The organism is Salinicoccus halodurans, assembly GCF_900114445.1.
Classification (GTDB): Bacteria; Bacillota; Bacilli; order Staphylococcales; family Salinicoccaceae; genus Salinicoccus; species Salinicoccus halodurans.
In genome coordinates this window covers 174,529-196,181 of sequence record NZ_FOTB01000001.1, presented here as the reverse complement: position 1 = coordinate 196,181, position 21,653 = coordinate 174,529, and the positions used below count along the sequence as shown (strand labels likewise).

At 46.5% G+C, this 21,653-nt stretch carries 22 protein-coding genes and 1 pseudogene; 6 read left to right on the top strand and 17 right to left on the bottom strand.

Annotation, left to right across the window (positions count from 1 at the left end):
• Positions 1 to 170 precede the first annotated feature (170 nt).
• Both BM271_RS00955 and BM271_RS00950 read right to left on the bottom strand, forming a co-directional pair.
• Complete coding sequence (locus BM271_RS00955) at positions 171 to 1,310, bottom strand: glycerate kinase family protein (protein ID WP_046789776.1); 1,140 nt, start codon at positions 1,308 to 1,310, stop codon at positions 171 to 173.
• A 39-nt stretch (positions 1,311 to 1,349) separates the two neighbouring features.
• Entirely contained in the window at positions 1,350 to 2,441 is a 1,092-nt protein-coding gene (locus tag BM271_RS00950) for a tartrate dehydrogenase (protein WP_046789775.1), read from the bottom strand.
• A gap of 201 nt (positions 2,442 to 2,642) precedes the next feature.
• On the opposite strand from BM271_RS00950, the gene BM271_RS00945 reads away from it, so the two are divergent.
• Positions 2,643 to 4,313, top strand: a complete 1,671-nt coding sequence (locus tag BM271_RS00945; RefSeq protein ID WP_046789774.1) for an SLC13 family permease — start codon at positions 2,643 to 2,645, stop codon at positions 4,311 to 4,313.
• Positions 4,314 to 4,407: 94 nt separating this feature from the next.
• Positions 4,408 to 5,151 (top strand): GntR family transcriptional regulator, encoded by a 744-nt coding sequence (locus tag BM271_RS00940; RefSeq protein ID WP_046789773.1) that lies wholly within the window; start codon positions 4,408 to 4,410, stop codon positions 5,149 to 5,151.
• Positions 5,152 to 5,248: 97 nt separating this feature from the next.
• Here the strand turns inward: BM271_RS00940 and BM271_RS00935 are convergent, their stop codons facing one another.
• The 3 genes and pseudogenes from BM271_RS00935 to BM271_RS14645 all read right to left on the bottom strand — a co-directional run.
• Positions 5,249 to 6,001 carry an alpha/beta fold hydrolase gene (locus BM271_RS00935; RefSeq protein WP_052749836.1) on the bottom strand — a complete coding sequence of 251 codons (753 nt, stop codon included), beginning with the start codon at positions 5,999 to 6,001 and terminating at the stop codon, positions 5,249 to 5,251.
• Positions 6,002 to 6,037: 36 nt separating this feature from the next.
• Positions 6,038 to 6,403, bottom strand: a complete 366-nt coding sequence (locus BM271_RS14355) for a hypothetical protein (protein ID WP_234960357.1) — start codon at positions 6,401 to 6,403, stop codon at positions 6,038 to 6,040.
• Between the two features lie 46 nt (positions 6,404 to 6,449).
• Positions 6,450 to 6,758 (bottom strand): annotated as a pseudogene (locus BM271_RS14645) (DUF998 domain-containing protein); the annotation flags it as partial.
• 362 nt (positions 6,759 to 7,120) lie between these two features.
• Between BM271_RS14645 and BM271_RS00925 the strand changes: the two are divergent.
• A complete protein-coding gene (locus BM271_RS00925; RefSeq protein ID WP_046789771.1) occupies positions 7,121 to 8,608 on the top strand; it encodes an aldehyde dehydrogenase family protein in 1,488 nt (495 codons plus the stop codon).
• A gap of 95 nt (positions 8,609 to 8,703) precedes the next feature.
• On the opposite strand, the gene BM271_RS00920 is transcribed toward BM271_RS00925, so the two are convergent.
• A complete protein-coding gene (locus BM271_RS00920) occupies positions 8,704 to 9,372 on the bottom strand; it encodes an O-methyltransferase (RefSeq protein ID WP_046789770.1) in 669 nt (222 codons plus the stop codon).
• A 145-nt stretch (positions 9,373 to 9,517) separates the two neighbouring features.
• On the bottom strand, positions 9,518 to 9,949 hold the full coding sequence (locus BM271_RS00915; protein WP_046789769.1) for a VOC family protein: 432 nt from the start codon (positions 9,947 to 9,949) through the stop codon (positions 9,518 to 9,520).
• A gap of 284 nt (positions 9,950 to 10,233) precedes the next feature.
• On the opposite strand from BM271_RS00915, the gene isaB reads away from it, so the two are divergent.
• The gene (gene isaB / locus BM271_RS00910) at positions 10,234 to 10,794 is read left to right on the top strand and encodes an immunodominant staphylococcal antigen IsaB family protein (protein ID WP_052749835.1); all 561 of its coding nucleotides are present in this window, start codon (positions 10,234 to 10,236) and stop codon (positions 10,792 to 10,794) included.
• A gap of 43 nt (positions 10,795 to 10,837) precedes the next feature.
• On the opposite strand, the gene fosB is transcribed toward isaB, so the two are convergent.
• Together fosB and BM271_RS00900 are read right to left on the bottom strand one after the other, a co-directional pair.
• Positions 10,838 to 11,260 (bottom strand): metallothiol transferase FosB, encoded by a 423-nt coding sequence (fosB, locus tag BM271_RS00905; protein WP_046789768.1) that lies wholly within the window; start codon positions 11,258 to 11,260, stop codon positions 10,838 to 10,840.
• Positions 11,260 to 11,784, bottom strand: a complete 525-nt coding sequence (locus BM271_RS00900) for a DinB family protein (RefSeq protein WP_046789767.1) — start codon at positions 11,782 to 11,784, stop codon at positions 11,260 to 11,262. The genes fosB and BM271_RS00900 overlap by 1 nt, the downstream gene beginning before the upstream one ends.
• A 162-nt stretch (positions 11,785 to 11,946) precedes the next feature.
• Between BM271_RS00900 and BM271_RS00895 the strand changes: the two genes are divergently transcribed.
• Positions 11,947 to 13,596: a hypothetical protein gene (locus BM271_RS00895; protein ID WP_046789766.1), complete on the top strand. Its 1,650-nt coding sequence runs from the start codon at positions 11,947 to 11,949 to the stop codon at positions 13,594 to 13,596.
• A gap of 102 nt (positions 13,597 to 13,698) precedes the next feature.
• Positions 13,699 to 14,142: a hypothetical protein gene (locus BM271_RS00890; RefSeq protein ID WP_046789765.1), complete on the top strand. Its 444-nt coding sequence runs from the start codon at positions 13,699 to 13,701 to the stop codon at positions 14,140 to 14,142.
• A gap of 32 nt (positions 14,143 to 14,174) precedes the next feature.
• Here the strand turns inward: BM271_RS00890 and BM271_RS00885 are convergent, their stop codons facing one another.
• The 8 genes from BM271_RS00885 to BM271_RS00850 all read right to left on the bottom strand — a co-directional run bounded on the left by BM271_RS00885 (position 14,175) and on the right by BM271_RS00850 (position 21,611).
• Positions 14,175 to 14,558, bottom strand: coding sequence for a VOC family protein (locus BM271_RS00885; RefSeq protein WP_046789764.1), 384 nt, complete (start codon positions 14,556 to 14,558; stop codon positions 14,175 to 14,177).
• A 207-nt stretch (positions 14,559 to 14,765) separates the two neighbouring features.
• Positions 14,766 to 16,253: a hypothetical protein gene (locus BM271_RS00880; RefSeq protein WP_046789763.1), complete on the bottom strand. Its 1,488-nt coding sequence runs from the start codon at positions 16,251 to 16,253 to the stop codon at positions 14,766 to 14,768.
• 194 nt (positions 16,254 to 16,447) lie between these two features.
• Entirely contained in the window at positions 16,448 to 16,852 is a 405-nt protein-coding gene (locus tag BM271_RS00875) for a GNAT family N-acetyltransferase (protein ID WP_046789762.1), read from the bottom strand.
• 18 nt (positions 16,853 to 16,870) lie between these two features.
• The gene (locus tag BM271_RS00870; RefSeq protein ID WP_046789761.1) at positions 16,871 to 18,046 is read right to left on the bottom strand and encodes a chromate transporter; all 1,176 of its coding nucleotides are present in this window, start codon (positions 18,044 to 18,046) and stop codon (positions 16,871 to 16,873) included.
• 16 nt (positions 18,047 to 18,062) lie between these two features.
• The gene (locus BM271_RS00865) at positions 18,063 to 18,371 is read right to left on the bottom strand and encodes a PadR family transcriptional regulator (protein WP_046789760.1); all 309 of its coding nucleotides are present in this window, start codon (positions 18,369 to 18,371) and stop codon (positions 18,063 to 18,065) included.
• Between the two features lie 278 nt (positions 18,372 to 18,649).
• Positions 18,650 to 19,594, bottom strand: a complete 945-nt coding sequence (locus tag BM271_RS00860) for an ornithine cyclodeaminase family protein (RefSeq protein WP_046789759.1) — start codon at positions 19,592 to 19,594, stop codon at positions 18,650 to 18,652.
• Between the two features lie 12 nt (positions 19,595 to 19,606).
• Positions 19,607 to 20,947: an MFS transporter gene (locus BM271_RS00855; protein ID WP_046789758.1), complete on the bottom strand. Its 1,341-nt coding sequence runs from the start codon at positions 20,945 to 20,947 to the stop codon at positions 19,607 to 19,609.
• A gap of 241 nt (positions 20,948 to 21,188) precedes the next feature.
• A complete protein-coding gene (locus BM271_RS00850) occupies positions 21,189 to 21,611 on the bottom strand; it encodes an Ig-like domain-containing protein (RefSeq protein ID WP_046789757.1) in 423 nt (140 codons plus the stop codon).
• Positions 21,612 to 21,653: the final 42 nt, after the last annotated feature.

Here is a 21,653-nt window from a genome sequence, read left to right as displayed (position 1 = left end):
GTTCTGACGTTTCTTCGTTTTTGACTTTATCCACTGTTTAAACTTTTAACGTACACCGAAACACACTTTGAACGTACATTAAACTCCTAACGTATGCTTAAGATCCATCCAAACGTACGTTAACCTCAAAAATACCCGGTCCACACTGAATATGGACCGGGTATTTCAATTCATATATTCAATTTCATCACTCTCATTATCTGACCGGCCGTGTGCTCCAGATTGAACCGGGTCAGTTCGCTCTGCATGGCTTCTTCAATGGAAACCGGCGAACTCTGTATGGAAAATACGGCATCTACTCCGGCATCGTTCAGAGCATAGGCATCATCTGTCAGACTTCCGCCGACCGCAATGATCGGGACCCCATATTTTCCTGCCAGTCCTGCAAGACCCGCGGGCACTTTACCCATGGATGTCTGGGCGTCCAGCCTGCCTTCACCGGTGATGATCAGATCCGCATGCTCCGCCGCCTCCTCCACTTTCAATATATCCATGATGAGCTCTATGCCTGATTCCAGCTGTCCGCCGAGATAACCATGGAACGCAGCACCGAGTCCGCCGGCGGCACCACCGCCTTCGACTCCGGAGATATCAATACCCATCTGTTCTGAAGTAAGATCCGCATAATGTTTCATTCCTGCATCGAGCAATGACAGAGCCGCTTCATCTGCACCTTTTTGAGGGCCGAATACATAAGTTGCGCCCTGTCCGCCATACAATACATTGGAAACATCACATGCAATCCTGAAGATACAATCTTCAAACTTATCCACTTCCGGCGTCCGCCTGATTTCACTGATGGATGACAATGCACCGCCGCCGAACTCAATTTCCCGGTTTTCCTCATCCAAAAATTGATATCCCAGCGCCTGGAGCATACCCACACCACCGTCGTTGGTAGCACTGCCGCCGAGACCGATGATAAATGTCCGCGCGCCTTTTTCGTATGCATGACTGATCAGTTCCCCCACACCGTAAGTTGTCGCAGCGTACGGATCGAGTTCACCGCTGTTCAATAAAGGTAATCCGCAGGCTGCAGCGACTTCGATGATTGCGAGATTTTCACTTTCAACGTAGCCGTAGGATGATTGGACCGGTGGACCAGCCGGACCGGTCACTGTCGTATTGACAAGTATGCCGTCCATGCCATCCACCAGCGTCTCAACTGTCCCTTCTCCCCCGTCTGCCATAGGGAAGGATTTCACCTGGGCACCGGGACAGACGGATTTTATTGCATCAGATACAGATTGATTGGCTTCCATTGAAGATATGCTTCCTTTGAATGAATCCATTCCAACTATGACTTTCATCTTTTTCGCTCCTGACCATGTCTGTAAAAACAGATTTGATTATGCCTTATCTGTTACAACGGAGAGGTTTTCTATGATTGCCCCTGTCACATCTTCAGTGTCGTAGTTGCCACCGATATCACGTGTCAGAATGCCTTTGCCGGTCGTTGCCCTGATTGCTTCATGAAGTGCTTTTGCCTCTTCTTCAAGTCCAAGGTGGTCAAGCATGAGTGAGGCACTGTCGATTGTACCGATCGGATTGGCAATTCCCTTACCTGCAATATCGGGAGCGGATCCATGGACGGATTCGAACATGCTCGGAGTACGGCCTTCAGGGTTGAGATTCGCACTGGATGCGATACCGAGGCTGCCTGATAATGCGCTTCCAAGATCTGACAGGATATCGGCAAACAGATTTGATGCAACCACCACTTCCAGTTCTTCAGGATGCATGACGAATTGCGCCGCCATTGCATCGACAAGCCACTGATCTGTCTCAACATCAGGGTATTCCCTGCTCACACGTTCGAACACTTCATCCCATAATACCATTCCATATTGCTGCGCATTACTCTTCGTTACACTGGTGACTTTCTTTCTTTTTCTTGTACGTGCTGTTTCAAATGCAAACCTGATGATGCGTTCGCAACCTTTTTCTGTGAACAGCGAAGTCTGCACTGCCACTTCCTTTCCTTCCCCGCGTCCGTCAAAGTTACGGCCGCCGATGCCTGAATATTCACCTTCGGAGTTCTCACGGATCAAAATCCAGTTCAGATTATCTGCATCCGGATGTGTAATCCTGCGCGGAACGCCCGGCAGGAATTCAACCGGTCTGATATTCGCCCATTGATCAAGCCCCTGACATATTGCGAGGCGCAGTCCCCACAGGCTGACATGGTCCGGCACACCCGGGAATCCGACTGCCCCAAAATAAATTGCATCATAATCCCTCATTTTTTCAACGCCGTCATCGGAGATCATTTTGCCGTGTTCCAAATAATACTCGCATCCCCAAGGATAGTGATCATATTCGAATTCGAACTTTCCATTGGATTCTTGGGCCAAGTGGTCCAAAACCTTGATCCCCTCTGCCACTACCTCTTTGCCGACACCGTCACCCGGGATTACCGCTATCTTAAATTTCTTAGTCATACAATTTCCTCCTTTGTTTTCTAAATTATCTCAATACTACAATAACGTATTCATTAAAGTCAAATATTAATTAATTTATTCTTTTTTAAATATTATATTGACAATAACGTATTCATTGTTGTAACATCCAATTCATAGATTCAGAAATTTTAAAATACTTATAATTTTGAAAGCGTTAACAAACAAAGGGGGATTCATATTATGGCTTTACTCAGAAGTTTTTGGAATTTGATGTGGTCATGGGACCGGCAGGTAAGGCACCTGCTCAGCTTTGCATTCAGCGTACTGACACCGACTAAGCCTAAAGAAGGGAAAAGCAAGGAGGATGAACTTGAAGAGGCATATAAGAAAGTGACAGAACCACCCAGTAATAATAATGAACGCCCGCCTACTTTTTCGATGCCTCAGAAAATCGGCCTCGTACTCCGACCGTTGTTATTCACACTCGTCAAAATCATGCCGACACCGGCCGGGATGCCGGAGGAGGCAAATACGGTGCTCGCCGCAATATTATGGGTGGCTGTATGGTGGGTCACGGAAGCTGTTCCGATTCCGATCACTTCCCTGCTTCCGCTCATCTTATTCCCGCTCGGGGGTGTCATGGAGATGGACGCGGTTTCTGCATCATACGGGGACTCCCTGATCTTCCTGTTTGCAGGAAGTTTCATGATTGCCCTGTCGATGGAGAAATGGAACCTTCATAAGAGAGTCGCCCTGTCCATCATCGCTTTTGTAGGGACCAATCCGAATACCATCATACTCGGATTCATGATCGCGACTGCCTTCATATCCATGTGGATTTCAAATACAGCAACGACAATGCTAATGGTACCGATTGCGATTGCTGTGACCAAGCAGTTTGCAGATCAGGTTTCAGCAAACGCACCTCTCGACAACAAACCGGATACAACACCGGGCACATTCAAATTCGGGACAGCTTTGATGCTCGGCCTGGCCTACTCCGCTACTATCGGGGGATTCGGCTCACTGATCGGCGCGCCGGCAAACATCATACTTGCAGGAACGCTGAACAGTCTCTACAATCTTGAAATCAGCTTCGCCAACTGGCTTCTGTTCGGTTTACCGTTAGTTGCGGTGCTGATTCCGCTTCTATGGCTCTATCTGACGAAAGTCGCCTTCCGCATGAATCTGAAGGGCATCCCGGGCGGCAGGGAAATCATCAGGAAAGACTTGAAGGATCTTGGCGGCATGTCCTATGAAGAGAAAGTCGTACTGACAGTGTTCACAGTGACTGCACTGGCATGGATTTCGCGCAGCTTCTTCCTGAATAATTTCATCCCCGGCCTGGATGATGCATTGATTGCACTTCTCGGCGGTGTGGCTTTATTCCTGATACCCGCTAAAAATAAACCGGGTGCCATCATGGACTGGAACACGGCACTCAAACTCCCGTGGGGCATCCTCTGGCTGTTCGGGGGCGGTCTTGCACTTGCTGCCGGCATCATGAATTCCGGCCTGGATGAGTGGATCGGCGGCCAGCTCGGTGCTTTCGAAGCCATGCCGACCGTAATCGCAATCGCATTGATTGTTGCAACGATCACTATACTTTCCGAGTTCACATCAAATACTGCGACTTCCACAATGGCATATCCAATCGTGGCAGTCGTTGCGACCACCCTGGGCATGAATCCGATCATCCTGATGGTTGCTGCCAATATGGGTGCAACATTCGCATACATGTTCCCGGTTGCGGCACCCCCGAATGCGATTGTATTCGGTACAGGATACGTGAAAATGAAGAGCATGGCCATGACGGGCATATGGCTCAACGTCATATCTATCGCAATATCGGTATTGGTCGTCTATTTCTATGTGCCAATCGTCTTCAAAGATCTGATGGCAGCATTTTAAATGATAAGTCCGATCCACACTCGGGGTTGGACTTATTAATTTTATTGTATGTAATGTATAATCAGAAATATATTCTATTTAAAGGAATGATCCCATGGCACGACGTGGCAAAACTTCAGCAGCAGCTGAACTGACAAATGAAGCAATATTGGAAAATCTGAAGCTTTTCGTAAATAACATGGACAATCTGGATTCAATGAGATTCCCGCAAAGGGCTTACGCCATCATCAGACAGGCTATCCGGAATCTGGTGCTGCCGCCAGGAAAAACGATTCTTGAACGGGAAGTTGCAGAAACACTTGAAATGAGCCGCACCCCGGTGAGAGAAGCACTGGTAAGACTTGAAAATGAAGGCGCATTGCAGCTCATACCCAGAAAAGGATTTTATGTAGAGCCGATCGAAAAAAACGATCTGAGCGATATTTATCAGATGAATGCGGCACTCGACGGCCTTGCGGTAGAACTTGCAGCTAAACACATAGATGATGAAGAAATAGATAAACTCGAAGCACTTGTTGTACGGCAGGAAGAGGTGCTCGCTGACAGGGAATTCAGGGAATGGGCAAAGCTCGATGATGAATTCCACAATAAGATCATAGAGTTTTCCACAAACGACAGCTTGAATAAAGTACTCGATATCTACTCGGATAAATTATACAAAGCCCGGTTGTACACCATCAATCATCGTCCTGTGCCGGAAATGTCCATCATTGAACATAAAGCCATGATTGCGTGCCTCCGTACACATGATGGAAAAGCCGCAAGGGTCGTGATGGAATCCCACAGAAAACGCGCACAGAAAGAAATATTGAATGCACTTGATGAGATTAATGACTGAGGATTTTGAACAGACTTTTGATTCGAACGACTATCAACTCTCCAGCATACGTCGAAACGGACATTATGCTCTGTTCATAATGTCCGTTTCGTTTTTTCTATGCATGTGCTTCAATCCAATGTCTGCACTCTTTATTGAAAGTTTTCGGCATCGTCACATTCCAGCCGTGACCCGCTTGCGGGATGAGCTTTCCTGACGCATTGGGCATCATTTCTGGTATTTCGAACACGGATTCTTTAATGATTGCAGATTCATCTTCGCCTGCAGTTACCATCAGCGGAACATCCACTGTCCTGAATCCATCGTGCAGTTTGAACCGCAGCACCTCATCAACGATTTCACTGTACGTCTCCATGGACATTTTATCCAGGTCTCTTTTGAACTGGATTTTTCTTTCACCCTCCAACCGGTAACGCTCTTCTGCCAGTCTCTCCACTGCCTTCGGGTTGTTCTTCATCCTTTCAAACATATAGATCTGTATTTTACCCGTCAGCCAGTTGATTGCAGGACGTGTTGTAATTCCGCTGACGAACGCACTCTGGAACATACCGGGATATTTAAGTATCAGCTCCATCACCATATGGCCGCCGAGTGACAGGCCAACGATATGCACCCTCTCTCCCGGAAAGTTCCCTTCAATCAGCTGAATGATTTTTCCTGCGGTATCATCCACTGACACCCAGGGCACATCCACACTATTCCCGTGCCCGGGCAGATCAACATTTATGCATCTGTAATCTTCGAATTCCTCTGTCTGCTCCCACCACATCCAGCTGCCTGCACCGATTCCGTGTATGAACACGATGACCGGTGCGTCCTGGGCCCCGGTTTCTTCATAGTATAATTGCATTCGATTCCCATCCCCTGTTTACTGATGTTACTTCCCTTATTCAAGCGCTTCTTCTATTGCTGATAAAACCTCATATGCCCCGTCCTCATGATTTGAACATACTGCTGCTTTCACCCTGGTTTCAGGATAGTATGCAGATACGAAATTGACCCCCGGATCAAATCCCATGACATAGCATTTATCTATTCCCCCTTCCATAAAATAAACGCCGACACAGCCATCCAGAGCCACACGGATCCATATAGCAGGCGCTGCATCAATCCCGGTGCAAATCCCGATGACCAGCACAATCAGGCTTAAAGCGGATAAGCCCATGCAAATGTACGTCCAGACTGCGAGTTTCGGCATTCTGTTCCTGACAGCTTTTGCAATGATGAGCATTGCCGGTATCTGCAGAAACATGCCTGGCAGTGAAAAAAACTGTATATATCCAAAAATTGATGTCCGCAGGATAGATGCCTGAAACGCTGTACCCCAGCCCGTACAGGATCCACATGCCAGTCGCAGTCCCCGTCCGGCCACTGTCCCCCCAAAACCGGTGCAGGAGGATTGCGCCTAAAGTGATCAGAACCCCCGTAATGATGAAGGTGATATTCATCAATCCGCTTAACGGTGAACAAATATGATACGGTGCCAGACTGTACGCATGCGCCATGCACTCCGTGACACCGAGATCGCTCATGGGCTGCATCATGAAGTTATACGCAGATGTCGTGCCGGATATCGCAAGAACCTCCGCCGGGAAATAAAAAACCAACAGAATCCAGCTTAAAATCCCATTCTTTTCGAAATTCGACTTTTCTGTTTCACTATGAAATAAGCGGCAGGCACAATCAAGATCAATGCAACCATATAATATTGGATCACGGCATCTCCTCCATAAAAATATCCCTTTGGTATATTATACCCAAAGGGATTCCCTGATACTATCAGTAACAATCTACACGTAAAGCCGCTTCAAAAAACTAACCCGCTATTCTGCATAATGAAAACTACATCTTCCCTCAAACCTTAATATCAAACAACAGACACTGTTACAGGAATGACCGCAATGTTTATTCATATATGCAATGGGAATATATTTACTGGATAATTAATATATAAGGAGACATTTTTATTATGGGTGCAACAAACAATGAACCACATACAGTAGAAGCATATATTAATGGTGAAGTATATAAATCCGGGGAGCACGAACCCCGTGTGAATCCGGCGAAAACAGATGAGACGGCGGGCTACTGGCCGCTCAACACGGTCGAGGATGCCAGGCGTGCAATTGATGCAGCAGATGCTGCGTTCGGTGCATGGAGAAAGACTGAAATGAAGGACCGCATTGAACGGATGAAGAAAGGCATACAGAAGATCAAGGATAATCAGCATAATCTCGCTGAACTCCTTTCCCGTGAACACGGCAAGCCGCTCTATGATGCCGAAGGTGAACTGACTGTTTCCATCATGTTCATGGAATATGCAGCCGAAAATGCCGAACGGGTATACAAAGAGGAAATCAACGAAGATGAGCGCGGTAAAAATGTGCTGCGCCATGAACCGATCGGCGTAGTATCCGCCATCAGCCCGTGGAACTATCCGCTCGCACTGTCGACAGAAAAGATTGCACCGGCTCTGCTTGCCGGCAATACGATGGTGCTGAAGCCGAGTCCGATGGCACCGCTGACAGTAACCGAAGTGACACACATGATTGCAGAAGAATTCCCGGCAGGTGTGCTGAATATTGTCCACGGGGATGCAGATGTCGGCATTGAACTGACCTCCAACGATAAAGTGCGCAAAATCGCCTTTACCGGCGGTACGAATACAGGCAAGCACATCATGAAAGCTGCAGCTGAAACAATCAAAAATGTAACACTCGAACTCGGCGGCAATGATCCGGCCATCTTCCTCGATGACTTCGATGTCAACGATGAAGCGGCGATGCGCCGTGTCGTCATCTCCAACTTCCTGACAGGCGGACAGATCTGCATGATTGCCAAACGCATGTATGTCCATGAATCCATCTATGATCAGTTTATCGAGAAATATATCGAAGCGGCGAATAAATGGCTGAGGATCGGAGACCCGACGAAAAAAGAAACGACGGTCGGCCCCGTGAACAATAAAAACCAGCTTGAATTCGTCCAGAGTCTGCTCGATGATTCCAAAAAACAGGGATATGAAATCAAACAGCTCGGGAAAGTGGATGATGAAGAATTCTTTGAAAAAGGATACTTCATGTACCCGACCATCGTTCTCGGTGCCGACTATGATTCACGCATTGTTGCCGAAGAACAGTTCGGCCCGACAGTGCCCATCCTCAAATTCAAAGATGACGCACAGGCCATCGAACTTGCGAATGACAGCGAACTCGGCCTTACAAGTTCAGTCTGGGGCGAAGAAGATCATGCCATCGAAGTTTCCAGACACATTGAAGCCGGTGTGACAATGGTCAATACAGCGGCCATACAGGGTCTTGATATCCGCTTCCCATTCGGCGGCGTAAAACAATCCGGCATCGGCCGTGAATATGGTGAGGAAGGCATGCTGGAATATGTAGATTCACATGTCATCAATATCCCTGCCACAAAAGATCTGCCGAATATTCCACAATAGATAAAGAAAATCCCGGCATATGAATGCCGGGGTTTTCATTGTCTGAAAAACTAAAAAAGACAGCCTTAAGCCGTCTTCATCAATAAGTTCTCTGTCTATTTGACGATTCCCAGTAGGAATCCGTCATATCCTTTTGCACCGACTGTCTGCACGGCGGTGGCTTCGACACGGTCATCCTCCGACAGCAGATCGATGAATTTCCTCAGATGAGGGATGTTCTTCCTTTCGGTGTCCTCTTCGATGATCCGCCCTTTTCTGACGATGTTGTCCGCTACGATGATTGTTCCCGACCTTGAGAGTTCAAGGGCCCATTCAAGGTATTCGGGATAATTGTCTTTATTGGCATCGATGAAGATGAAATCAAATGTCTCGAAGCCCCTCTTTTTCAACACGCGCAATGTCTTTGTGGCATCTCCTTCGAAAATCTCCACTCTGTCGGCGAATCCTGCTGCCGCGATATTTTCCTCGGCCACCCGCGCATGTTTCTGCTTTGCCTCAAACGTGGCCAGCCGCCCGTCCTCCGGCAGTGCACGCGCAAGCCACACAGTACTGTATCCTCCATGTGTACCGATTTCCAGTATCGTTTTGGCTCCGCTCATCTTCGCCATCAGGTAAAGCATTTTCCCGTGGGCCGATGCAACTTCGATCGACTGCAGACCTTCTTCCTCATTCTTATTCAGTATGGCCTCTGTTGTCTCATCGGAAATATGCAGCTTATCATCAAAATATGCATCCACTGCTCTCCGGGTATCTTTCTTGCTCATACTTGACACCTCCATCATGCACTATAATTTAATCATATCCATTATTCTTTGTTTGATGCAAGATTGCAATGGGGAATAACTGATAATATATAAATCCATCAATGTAAGGAGGGAAAAATCATGCGCGCAGAAGGTCTTCCTCTTTCTAAATGATCAGCATATCCTCGTCATCGAATTCCCAGTCGGGGCCGAAAGCCACTTCCCAGTGGTAGCCGTCAAGATCGGTAAAGTAACCGCCGTAGCCGCCCCATTCGGTAGTTTTGGCTCCGCTTGTCACCTTACCGCCGAATGCTTCGGCATCTTTTAAAATCTGGTCCACTTCCCCTTCAGACCTCGCATTATAGGCAAGGGTAATTCCATTGAATCCCCCTTCTGCAAATGAAGGGTCGCTTCCGGCTTCCCGGGCGAGTTTCTCCATCGGAAAGAGCGCAAGCTTCGAGCCATTGATCCGGAAGAATGCAATTTCAGGCACTTTTTCATCTCCGACGACTGTCGCTTCAAATCCCATATCTTTGTAGAATTCAAGCGCTGCGCCAATGTCCTTTGTACCGAGTGTGATGATGTTTATCCTGTTCATCCTGATCTCCCCTTTGTTTATGAATCATGGATTCAGAGTTATTTTACACTCACACTATACCATATCATTGTGAAAACTCTCTCCTATAGTTCATTCTTCTCCGTTCATTCATATCTATACCCGTAATTTCACATCACAGATGATAATATCTTTATTGAAATTCCAATTCATTTAATATAATTTATTTCTGAATTATATGATTTTACTAAAAATTATGTTCATGTTACTCTGTACTTGTAATGGAGTTTTGCCAATAACGCATCAAAATAATGGAGGGATTTGAAATGCGTAAATTACCACGCATTTTGTCTTCAGGTACACTGGCAGTCGGCGTATTACTCGGCGGGACGGCAGTAGCGGATCAATTGGCAAACAACGAAGCACAGGCAGAGGACATGGAAATGGAGCAGGCTGTAGAACCCTGGTATGAATATAACGGTTATACCGGCTTGGAAAACAGCCAGGGCGACTTCTTCCTGGATCAGACATTCATAGATGCAGTTGCCTATCAGAACTTCACTATTAACGGATACACGATCGACGGCAGTACGGAAGCGTTTGAAGAACATGGTGCAAATCACAGCTTGTTCCAAGTGTATGACCAGCAGATTATGCAGGGTGAAGACGGTACGGTTTTCGGTTTAAGCTTCCCAATCCAAAAAGGTGAAGTGAGCACAGCGGAATTATTCAACGCATATGGTGAAACAGAAAATACAGCACCATCAAACCCGGATGAAACAGCATATTACTACTATCAGATCGAAGATCAGAACCTTCAGTTCATCACACACGATGGCTGGGTAGTGGAAGTCCGCTACGGCGGCGATCTGATGAGCCACTCATAAGCGACGCACTACAGCAGGCTGCCTGAATCCGGGCAGCCTGTTTTTATTCGTAAAATTCCATATGTCCCTTCTCTTCCTTATAATAAGCCAGTCTGTCGGCAAGTGTAGCTGTATGGAATTCGAACTTATGACCGTCGGGATCTGTGAAATAAATGGATTGACCATCCCGCGTGTCCCGCTTCCTTCCCTTCAGAATGTTTACACCAAGTCTCTCCAGTTTTTCATACATTTCTCCAAAGTCATCATCTTCTAATGAAAAAGCGATATGCGTATATGAGTGTGAAATCTCATTCCTGGGAATATCCGCTTCCTCGTTCAACGCAAGCCAATATCCATTCAGTTCAAAATATGCAGTCGTCCTTCCTTTCACCTTCAGCTCAGCATCAAAGACATCCTGATAGAATTGAATCGATTTCTCCAAATCAGAAACAGAGAACAGCAGATGATTGATACTCCCGATTTTCATCATTCCCGTCCCCTTTTCAAATATTGTTCCGACCGGCCTTTCGGTATGCTGAGTGTTCGCCAGTCATGCCCCTTTATCTGCTTCCCTGTAAAGACCATTTGTCCGACGTGATAGGAGTAGTGTGATATCTGGCGTTCGATTGCCTCAATGACAGTGTGTTCCGCGCCGCGTATCTCAACTGTCTTCAGAAGGTCATCACCGGATAAACTTTCCAGTGTATCGAATAAAACCCGCCACCCCGTGTTCCAGGCTTCCACTATTTCAGCGTATGTTTCCGGTGGATCTTCGAATTCCGAGTCGCGGTGTCTGTCGGATTTTTCACCATCAGAAGTGAATATATCAGTCCATCTGGAAATCATGTTGCCCCTCATATGTTTGACGATCATGGCGATGCTGTTCGTGGCTTCATTATATGTCCAGTGCAAGGCCTCCGTATCCAGCTGTTGTATGGTTTTGTCACCAAGTTCTTTTACGTCCTTAAACTTCCTGATTGCTATCTTTAAATATTCTTCATTAATATTCATCGTCATCCCCCTTTCCATTAAAGGATACTGTTTCCATGCCAAATAGGAAATAAAAGCGATATATCAAGAAAATTTTGTCAAAATTGTGTAAATTATATTGATTAAGCATGCATTTAATGGAATAATAATATACATTACACATAAGATTAAGGAGGCGTTCTTTTGGATAAAGTAAATTTCAAATCGAGAAAACATAACTTGTTGATGGCTGCATTGGCCCTTGCGCTTTTTATCCCTCAGAACGATGCTCTGGCAACGACTGAAGTGCCACCTGAAGGAAATACATCCCAGGAATTTACGCCAGCGAATGATGGCACAAATCAAAATCCATCCGCGGGGGAAGTGCCTTCCACAGAAGAAGTGCCTGCGGGCGGCGGACAGTCTGAGGAAGTGCCTTCGAATGAAATCCCTGCCGAAGAAGAAGTGCCTGCGGACGGCGGAGAGAGCTATCCTGAAGCATCCACCGAAGTACCGGCAGAGGAAGAGAACACAGCTGGCACGGGTGTTAATTCCCCCTATATAAATAATGTTTCCGTATCGGGACAATCATTCGAACCCGGGGACCTTGTAACGGTGACGATTGAAGGGACAAGCGGTTCTGTACTCAGCGGGGCCACTGCCACTTTCGAGCGTTCTTCCAGCTCCGGGACTGCTGCGATTGATATCTCAAGCTTTGACATTACAGATTACGGGAATGGCAATTTCAGTGCGGTTGCTACATACCAGCTGCCTGACGATCTCGGGGATGCGACTTATTCGTTGACAGGTGTGACACTTGCCGACCAGGCGGGCAGCTACAATACGATTTCCAATGAAAACATGAATTTCAACACCGGCTTCGAAGTTGTCAGTCCGGTGCCTGAAGATACTACGCCGCCGAACCTCGTCACAATGTATACGGACAAGGATGTCTATGCACCGGGTGAAACGGTGACTGTCACGGTGGAAGCAGAGGATGAAAGTGAAATCAGTCAGATGTGGGGAGCTTTCGCAGATGCGAACGGTTCACCTGAAAACGATCCGTACCGTCTGGATAACATTTATATCACTCAAAATCCGCTGGGAAATTATGTCGGGGTCGGTACATTCACCATCGGTGAAGATGTCCCGAATGCCACTTACGGTCTGAACTTTGTCGGTATATCCGATGTACAGGGGAACGAAAGCTACTTCAACCAGTATGATTTCGGTGTTTTCTTCGATATCATGAATGAAGATGCAGCAGAAACCGCCCCGCCTGAGCTGGTGGATGTCAGTGCAGATGAAGAATCCTATCAGGCCGGGGACGCTGCAAGCATTGAAGTGACCGCAGCCGATGAGAGTGAAATCATCGGTGTCACTGCGGACTTCGTCGTTGAGGGCGAAGAAGACGGCCAGGTCTACTCGACAGATCTTGCTTCCATCGAACAGGATAAGGAGGGCAATTATATCGCATCGACGGAAATCCAGCTGCCGGAAAAGCTTGCCGGGAAAAAAATTCAGCTGACGGATATCACTATTGTCGATGTCTATGAAAATGTCGGGAAATACAATGCTGAAGATGATGAACTTGATCTCGCATTCGGTGTGACCGAAGCCGAAGACTCTGAAAATGTGCCGGGCGACGGCGTTGCAGGGCCGGGTGAATCCGGCGGCGGTGATGGCGCAGAAGAGGAAGATTCCGAGGAAATAGCTGCAGACGACCAGACGAAAGGCGGATTCCTCTCAGGTTCAGGCTTATTCTCCGAAAATGTGCTTCTGCCTGTTGCAGTATTGGTCATTTTCCTGTGTACTGTACTGTTTGTCATACTGCCATTGAGAAAAAAAGGATAAAGCTGTTCATACAGGATAACCGGTCCATAACAGGATTGGTTATCCTCTTTTATTTCAAGGGTATATACATGGTGAAATGAGATGAAGGGGGAGGCTTTATATATGGTGGATTCAGTGACCAGGAAAACAATTGAAGCATTTTTTGCAGCGTATGAAAATCAGTTCAATGCAGCATTGAAAAACAAAGCAGATCTCGGACGGATTTCAGAATTTTATTCCGAAGCATTCATCGCCTCCAATCCCGCCGGCGTAATGACCGGCGAGAACAACGATGCATTCAGGACTAACATGGGCGAGGGATACGAATACTACCGGTCAATCGGAACTGCGAGGATGAAATGTGATGGCGTCGAAATCACGGAGCTGGGTGATAGCCACGCGGTCGCCCATGTCATGTGGCAGGCCCTCTATTTAAAGAACGGTGAAGAAATTCTTATTCCATTTGAAAATCATTACTTTCTCCACATGAAAGACAACAGTCCCGTAATCTTCGGCTGGGTGTCGGGTGACGAAAGTGCATTGCTTGAGGAGAAAGGGATTATATGAATAAGAAGGGCGCGGCAGTGAGCCGCGCCCTTCTACTGTTCTATAAGCTGTATAAGATTTCCGCATGTATCATCGAGGACGGCAATCGTCATATCACCCGCCTCTGTCGGGTCCATCGAAAATTTTACACCTTTCTCTTTCAGACGCTCATACTCACTGTGGATATCATTCACACCGAACATCGTTGCAGGAATGCCTTCTGAATATATTTTATCCTGATACTCCCGAGAAGCCGGATGATTGTTCGGTTCAAGAAGCAGCTCCGTCCCCTCCTGATTTTCGCGGGACACAAGTGCAATCCATCTATATTCCCCGACCGGTTCATCATGCTTTTTTACAAATCCTAAAATGTCGGTATAGAATTCCAGCGCCTTTTCCTGATCATCCACAAACAGACTTGTCACTATGACATCCATTCAAATCTCCCCTTTGCTTTTGACAATTTGATCATTCAGGTTTCTGGTTTTCATTATACATCACTGTATAAAATACTTTAAGTGTTTTGAGATTGCTGTATATAATTTGCAAAAAGCAATATATATTGGACCTGAAATCATTGATATATTTTCTTTAACCGGCGCAGAAAAACCTGCAGAGATTTGATTCTCTGCAGGTCTCTGAAATTATTTGGTATAAAAATATCCGAACTTATCCATTAACAGCCATTCATCATCTATTTTCATCAGAGTGAGTAAATTGTCATAATCATTATGATCTTCATACTTTGAATGGGCGGTAACCTTCCCTATCACCATCACCTGATTCGTATCTTCCTTATATATATAATTTTCAACAGCCGCCTCAATTTCGACATTATCTTCTCCGCCCGGATTTTCTGTTTCTGTAATGGATGATTCTGTAATATCAATATGTTTATCCACTTTCTTTCCGTCTATGACCGCCTGCCACTTTCCCAGATAATCCTCGAAAACCGCTTCATCCGTGTTGAATGCATCATTGAATGTTTCTGTATCGAATAAAGTCCTGCCCAGCTCAAAATCCTCTTCTGTATTGCTGAGGACTGTCCCGACAGGCTCCAGCCAGCCATATGTCTGATTCCAGTTGTATGCTGTGGTGCTGGCAATGGATGCAGCTTTTGCAGAATATATGAAATCATCGATGATCAATTCAAATGTGTCATCATCATTCATTTTGGATACATATTCCGGATAATAATATTTTCTCTGGCCATTGATGCTGTCCTCAATATATGAACTGAAATTACCACTCTCGTCGATGATGCTCAATGATTCAAGCACATCAGAGTCCGGCTCTCCGTTATCAATATGGAAATCATCCTCATATGAATATGAAGCAGAAAAGCCTCTGATGATTTCTTCTATACTGACAGTCAGTTTTTCACTATCCAGACTGTTTTTATAATAACTCCCGATTACAGGAGTCTGGGTGAATGTCCCCAGATCTGAATTGAAACTATAGATAACCCTGCCCAGTGCCTGATAGCCATTTTGCATGTAAGCTGTGGCACCAAAATCATTAGTAGTGACAATATCAAGGTAGCCATCATCATTCAAATCGACTACAGTTAAAAATCGCTGAGGGTAACCTTCATTTACATAATTATAAAGATGCTCCGCGTACTTGGGATTCCCGTTATGATCGGAAATGATGATCATATATACTTTTTCTTCTGTTTCCCCATTCAATTCATATCCAATTTCGATGGTTTCTTCATTTCCATCTCCATCCAGATCAAAAGATTGCTTGTAATCTTCTGACCCGCCGTCCTCTGTTTCAAAGTCATAAGGAAGCTTCTCAATCCTTTTTGCCAGGGCATTGGGTTCGATGTCTCTCACTTTACTGACATTACTACCTTCATAATCAGCATATGTAATCAATTCAGTAGTTCTTTCTTCCGGTTCACTTTCCTCTGAAGAGTCTGATTCAGTTGTTTCTTCTTCCCCGGCGGGCGGTCTGGTCTCTGCACTTTCCTCAGATTGTTCTTCCGGGGAACGCTCTTCGTCATCTCCGGCTTTGTTTTCACCGGCATTGTCCCGCCCTGCGCCTACTTCGACTATTGACCCCTGTTCAGAGTCACTGCATGCGCCGAGCAGCAATACTGCAAAAAGCACCGCAAAATATTTTTTCATATGTTTTCTCCTATTTTCAATTTCACAAAGTCCCCATACTCAGAGTACGGGGACTGATTAAAAATTAAAGATCTATGTAAATCTCGATCTGATCAAAAAGATATCTGACGGCGAAAGTGACATGAATCAAAAGTTCTCACATTAAAGTTGGTGAGAACTGAAGAAGTGCCGGGACGCAATTGTCCCGGCATTCTTCAAATCCGCTTCATATAAAAATACTCTTCGAAACCTTCCCGTATCGTGTAATGTCCGATGACTTCATATCCGAGTTTCTCGTAGAATCCGACGCCTTCCCATGAAAAACTGTCGAGGCGTATAAGATCTGCTCCGATTTCCGCAGCCTGCTTTTCCATTTCGTACATAAGCCGGCGACCAACGCCGTGTCCCCGGTATTTCTCTTTCACAAATATCGTCGAAAGATATAGCATTTTATCAACCGTCATGCCTGCATCGAGTCCGCCGATCAGGCTGCCCGCTTCATCATAAATCCCGATCTGGATTTCCCCTTCCAGACTGCCGGGCAGATGCCTTTTATTATATGCCTCCAGTTTGTCGCTTAAAACTTTCCTGTCTGTTTCCTTTAATTTACCAATTTTCATAAATCCATCCCCTGACTTTTATATCAATGAAATCAAAGTACCGCCGATTGCACCTGAAACAACTACCACCCATGGCGGCAGTTTCCAGAAGACCAGCATGCTGAAAAGCACGGCCGCCAGGGCGAAATCTACCGGTTCTATAATGGAACTTGTCCAAATAGGTGTATAGAATGCTGAAATTAAAATCCCGACAACTGCTGCATTGACACCCATGATTGCACCTTTGACTTTTTTGTTGTTCCTGAGACTGTCCCAGAACGGCAGTGCGCCGACGATCAGCAGGAACGCCGGTAAAAAGATTGCAGCTGTCGCAAAGAGTCCGCCGAACCAGCCGTTCATTACGGCGCCGAGATATGCTGCGAATGTGAATAAAGGTCCCGGCACTGCCTGTGTGGCACCGTAACCTGCGAGGAATTCTTCCTGTGTAACCCAGCCTTTCGGCACCAGTTCCTGCTCAAGCAGAGGAAGGACCACATGGCCGCCGCCGAATACAAGTGAACCGGAGCGGTAGAAACTGTCAAATACCGCTATCCAGTATGAACCCGTGGCCTCTTTGATGACCGGCAGCAGGAACAACAGAGCGAAAAATAGTATCAGACAGACTGAAGCAATTTTTTTCGAGATTGGAAACCTCGTTTCATCATCGTCTGCAACGGTATGATTTCTGTAGATTATAAATCCGATGAGTGCAGCAATCAGTATCACTCCGACCTGGGTAAATGCAGTCTGCCACATCAATGTCGCGATCAGTGCGAACAACACAAGTGCTTTACGCTTTAAATCCGGTGCCAGCTTCTTTGCCATGCCCATCACGGCGTGCGCAACAACCGCCACAGCGACTATCTTCAAACCGCGGATCCATCCTGCATCCGCCACATCGTAGTTTGTGAGAAGCAATGCGAATGCAATCAGAACGATTACTGAAGGCAGTGTGAATCCGATGAATGATATCAGACCGCCGGTGACTCCTCCGCGCATGAGGCCGACACCCATCCCCACCTGACTGCTCGCGGGTCCGGGTAGAAACTGGGCAAGAGCGACCAGATCCGCATAACTTTTTTCGTCCATCCATTTCTTTCTGCGCACATATTCCTCATGGAAATAGCCCAGATGTGCTGTGGGTCCGCCAAACGATGACAATCCCAAACGTGTTGAAACAATCAATATTTCTAAAAGGTTTTTTATTCTTTCCATTTTCATCTCCTGTAAGTCAGTCTTTTATTTCCTTGAAAAGTTCATATGCTTTGTCCCGTGCTTCGTGAAGGATGCCGTCCCCCTTCTCTGTTATCGAATAATACTTCCTGATCCTGCCTTCGACATTTCTGTCCTCTCTCGTCAGAAGACCGTCGGACTCCATCGTATGCAGAATCGGATAAAGCGTTCCTGCGCTGATGCTGTAGCCGTGCGACTTCAACTCGTCCACCATCCATGTCCCGTAGACGGGATGCTCTTTGGCATGATGCAGAATGTGGATATGTATGAAGCCCAAAAAGAGTTTTCTAAGTACTTTGTCTTCCAATCAATCGTCTCCCTGCTTCTAATATCGAAATTCAATATTGTTTTTCGATATCAATAATATAACATGAAATACTCCGGGAAATGATCTCTTAACACAATCTTTACAATTCCCCTGATTTATAATTAATAAAGTCTTTCATTTCCAAATATGGAAACTAATATATTTTGCAAGTCTGTCTTCTATCGTACGTCCAAACCCTTCTCAAACGTATGTTAACTTCCGATTACATAAAAAGACACAAAACCGAACGACGGTTTTGTGTCTTCTCCCGATCAATATTATTCTGCGAACATCCGCATCACGCCGCCGGCGACTGCGAGATCGAAGTATCCTGCACCGACGCATTTGTACAAGGTGATTTCCGCGTCATCCCCGCGTAAAAACCCTCCGTCGAATATATCAACGAGCGAGCCCTGTATATCTTCCCAGGCGATGATGCCACTCTCGACTGCGTGCATCAGTTCGCCGGCTTCTTCCTGGATGGCCTCGAGATCATCGACGTAGATCTGATGTGCCTTCGCAATTGTTTCGTTATCCATTTCCCGCATGGAAGGCTTGAAGGAACCGACGCCGTTCACGTGCACTCCGGCTGTCAAATCTTCCCCGTCAAATACGGGCTCTGCGGATTGTGTGGCACAATTGATGATATCGGCGGATGCAACTGCTTCGGACACGTCTTCCACAACTTCAAACTCTGCTTCTACACCGAATGCTTTCAGCCGTTCCGCAAAATCGTGCGCCTTCTCCACCGTTCTGTTGAATAAAACGATTCTTTCAATCCGGCGGACTTCCACTACTCCGAGTACCTGCTCGAAGGCCATGTTGCCTGTACCGATGACGCCCAGCACCGATGCATCCTTCCGGGCGAGCTTATCGGTCGCAATGGCTGTCATCGCCCCTGTCCTGAGCCGTGTCAGATATGACGCATCCATCGTCGCTTTGTGCTGACCGTCAGCGAGGTCTGTTACAAGGATGTTCCCCTGCGTGGTCGGAAGGTTTTTATTCACTGGGAAGATGGATACTGTCTTAATGATGGAAGTTTTCGATGCCTTGCTGATGCAGGGCATGTAAAGCATGGAACTCCCGTCATCCACCGGCAGCACGGTTCTGACCGCCTGCACGATGGAATCATTCCTGTAATCTTCCAAAATATTTTCCACATCCTGGATTGCATGCTGCATCATATATTTTTTCTGTATCTGTTCATCTGTAAGTGTAATCATAATTGTCTCCTTCTATGTGTTTGCGGTTGCCTGCTCCTCTGTTTTCAATTGTGCTTTCGTCTCTTGGTCCCGCTGATACTCGAGATCCTGTGCCTGCACGCCTTTGATAGCCCAGACGGCAATCATCGAGATGACCGCTGTAAGGATGATATAAATGGAAACAGGTACGCTCGAACCGTTGAACTGGTTCATCAGGAACTGTGCGATAAGCGGTGCAGACCCCCCTGCCACCGCAGCTCCGATCTGATAGCCGATTGTGACTCCAGTATATCTGACCTCTCTTGAGAATGCTTCAGAGAACATCGTTCCAAGCACCTCTGTAATCGGCGGCCAGATGACCGTCAGACCGATGAGTGTCGCGAAGATGACGAGCGCCGGTTCATGTGTATTGACGATCAGGAAGTACGGGAAGCCGTAAAGCAGCATTGCCGCCGTACCGAACAGGAACATTTTTCGACGTCCCACTTTATCAGACAGACTGCCCATGACCGGAATCATGATTGTCGTGAGCAGCGCCGCGACAACGATGGAAATCATCATGAATTCAAATGATACATCAAGCGTGCTGGTGCCGTAACCGACGATGAAAGTCGTGAAAATGTAGAATGGCCCCGTTTCAACAAATTTCGCGCATGAAGTGATCAACACTTCTTTCGGATGGCGTTTGAACGTTTCGACGAGCGGCATCTTCTGTACCGTCTGTGTCTTTTTCGCTTCCTGGAATGCAGGTGTTTCATCCAGGTCCTTACGGATCCAAAGCCCAAATCCGACTAAGAATAAGCTCGCTATGAAAGGAAGCCGCCAGCCCCATGCCGCAAATGCTTCAGTTGAAAGGAGTCCTGTCAGTATGAAGAAGCTTGTGTAGGCGAGCACCAGACCGATTGTAATTCCCATCTGTGGCACACTGCCAAAGAAACCGCGCTGTTCCTTCGGTGCATATTCCGTCGCGAGCAGCAGCGCTCCACCCCATTCACCGCCGATGCCAAGCCCCTGTATCAATCTAAGGAGCATCAGAAGAATCGGTGCAGCGATGCCTATCTGTGCGTATGTAGGCAGGAAACCGATACACGCTGTCGCTATCCCCATCAGACTGAGCGTGATGATCAGCGTTTTCTTACGCCCGACACGGTCGCCGATATGACCGAATATGACACCTCCGAATGGCCGGATGAAGAATGATAACGCAAGGCCAAAGTAGGCAAGCAGCGTAGAAACGACCGGATCATCGGTTACAAAGAACTGTGTATTGAAGATGATCGTCGCCACAGCTGCATAAAGGAAAAAATCAAACCATTCGATTGACGACCCGATCAGACTCGCCACCAACACTTTCCGCCGTAATTTTTTTTCCATATATTTACCCCTTTTCCCCTTTAATTTATATCAATGATAGCGTTGTCGGAATTGTCCCTCAACTTAAGTTTGGAGTAATATTATCCCATTAAATCCAGGCATAGTAAAAGCCGGATGAGGACTGGAACCTCACCCGGCATGCAAATTCTACATATATCTACTGTACTGCTACTTTAAATGCAAACTGCATAAAAGTCAACTGATTTCATTATTTTTTATACATACTGATGAATGGAATTTATTAACTGTTTTTATAGTTGAAGAAAATCTCAAACGTCTGCCCATCCTTTTCTGACACTACCTTGACTTCATCACCGTTTTCCAGTTCCGGAAGTGAGCCGATGGAGAATTGACCTTTTTCATCCGCTTTTGCAGTAAATTCCTTTTCTCCCGGATAAGTGACCGTCACTTCTGCATCCGGTACTGTTTCTCCAGTCACTTTCGTATCACCTGCCGCATAATCACTCAGGACATTCGCATCGATGTAGATGGACTGTGTCTCCACAGCAAGGGATTCCGTTACGCTTTCCGGTTCCACACTTTGTGCTTCCTCCGCCTGTGCCACGCTGGTTCCTGACAATGCTGAAACACCCGCCAGCAATATGCCGACAGCAACCATGATGATATTGACGATGCCTGTCTGTTCCGTATTATTTTGATTCATCAAAATAACATCTCCTTTTATTAGAATAATAAGAGTAAACCA

Coding starts and splice junctions, on each gene's coding strand:
- BM271_RS00955 (WP_046789776.1), bottom strand. CDS start 1,310: ATGAAAGTCATAGTTGGAATGGATTCATTCAAAGGAAGCATATCTTCA.
- BM271_RS00950 (WP_046789775.1), bottom strand. CDS start 2,441: ATGACTAAGAAATTTAAGATAGCGGTAATCCCGGGTGACGGTGTCGGC.
- BM271_RS00945 (WP_046789774.1), top strand. CDS start 2,643: ATGGCTTTACTCAGAAGTTTTTGGAATTTGATGTGGTCATGGGACCGG.
- BM271_RS00940 (WP_046789773.1), top strand. CDS start 4,408: ATGGCACGACGTGGCAAAACTTCAGCAGCAGCTGAACTGACAAATGAA.
- BM271_RS00935 (WP_052749836.1), bottom strand. CDS start 6,001: ATGCAATTATACTATGAAGAAACCGGGGCCCAGGACGCACCGGTCATC.
- BM271_RS14355 (WP_234960357.1), bottom strand. CDS start 6,403: ATGTTTCTGCAGATACCGGCAATGCTCATCATTGCAAAAGCTGTCAGG.
- BM271_RS00925 (WP_046789771.1), top strand. CDS start 7,121: ATGGGTGCAACAAACAATGAACCACATACAGTAGAAGCATATATTAAT.
- BM271_RS00920 (WP_046789770.1), bottom strand. CDS start 9,372: ATGAGCAAGAAAGATACCCGGAGAGCAGTGGATGCATATTTTGATGAT.
- BM271_RS00915 (WP_046789769.1), bottom strand. CDS start 9,949: ATGAACAGGATAAACATCATCACACTCGGTACAAAGGACATTGGCGCA.
- isaB (WP_052749835.1), top strand. CDS start 10,234: ATGCGTAAATTACCACGCATTTTGTCTTCAGGTACACTGGCAGTCGGC.
- fosB (WP_046789768.1), bottom strand. CDS start 11,260: ATGAAAATCGGGAGTATCAATCATCTGCTGTTCTCTGTTTCTGATTTG.
- BM271_RS00900 (WP_046789767.1), bottom strand. CDS start 11,784: ATGAATATTAATGAAGAATATTTAAAGATAGCAATCAGGAAGTTTAAG.
- BM271_RS00890 (WP_046789765.1), top strand. CDS start 13,699: ATGGTGGATTCAGTGACCAGGAAAACAATTGAAGCATTTTTTGCAGCG.
- BM271_RS00885 (WP_046789764.1), bottom strand. CDS start 14,558: ATGGATGTCATAGTGACAAGTCTGTTTGTGGATGATCAGGAAAAGGCG.
- BM271_RS00880 (WP_046789763.1), bottom strand. CDS start 16,253: ATGAAAAAATATTTTGCGGTGCTTTTTGCAGTATTGCTGCTCGGCGCA.
- BM271_RS00875 (WP_046789762.1), bottom strand. CDS start 16,852: ATGAAAATTGGTAAATTAAAGGAAACAGACAGGAAAGTTTTAAGCGAC.
- BM271_RS00870 (WP_046789761.1), bottom strand. CDS start 18,046: ATGGAAAGAATAAAAAACCTTTTAGAAATATTGATTGTTTCAACACGT.
- BM271_RS00860 (WP_046789759.1), bottom strand. CDS start 19,594: ATGATTACACTTACAGATGAACAGATACAGAAAAAATATATGATGCAG.
- BM271_RS00855 (WP_046789758.1), bottom strand. CDS start 20,947: ATGGAAAAAAAATTACGGCGGAAAGTGTTGGTGGCGAGTCTGATCGGG.
- BM271_RS00850 (WP_046789757.1), bottom strand. CDS start 21,611: ATGAATCAAAATAATACGGAACAGACAGGCATCGTCAATATCATCATG.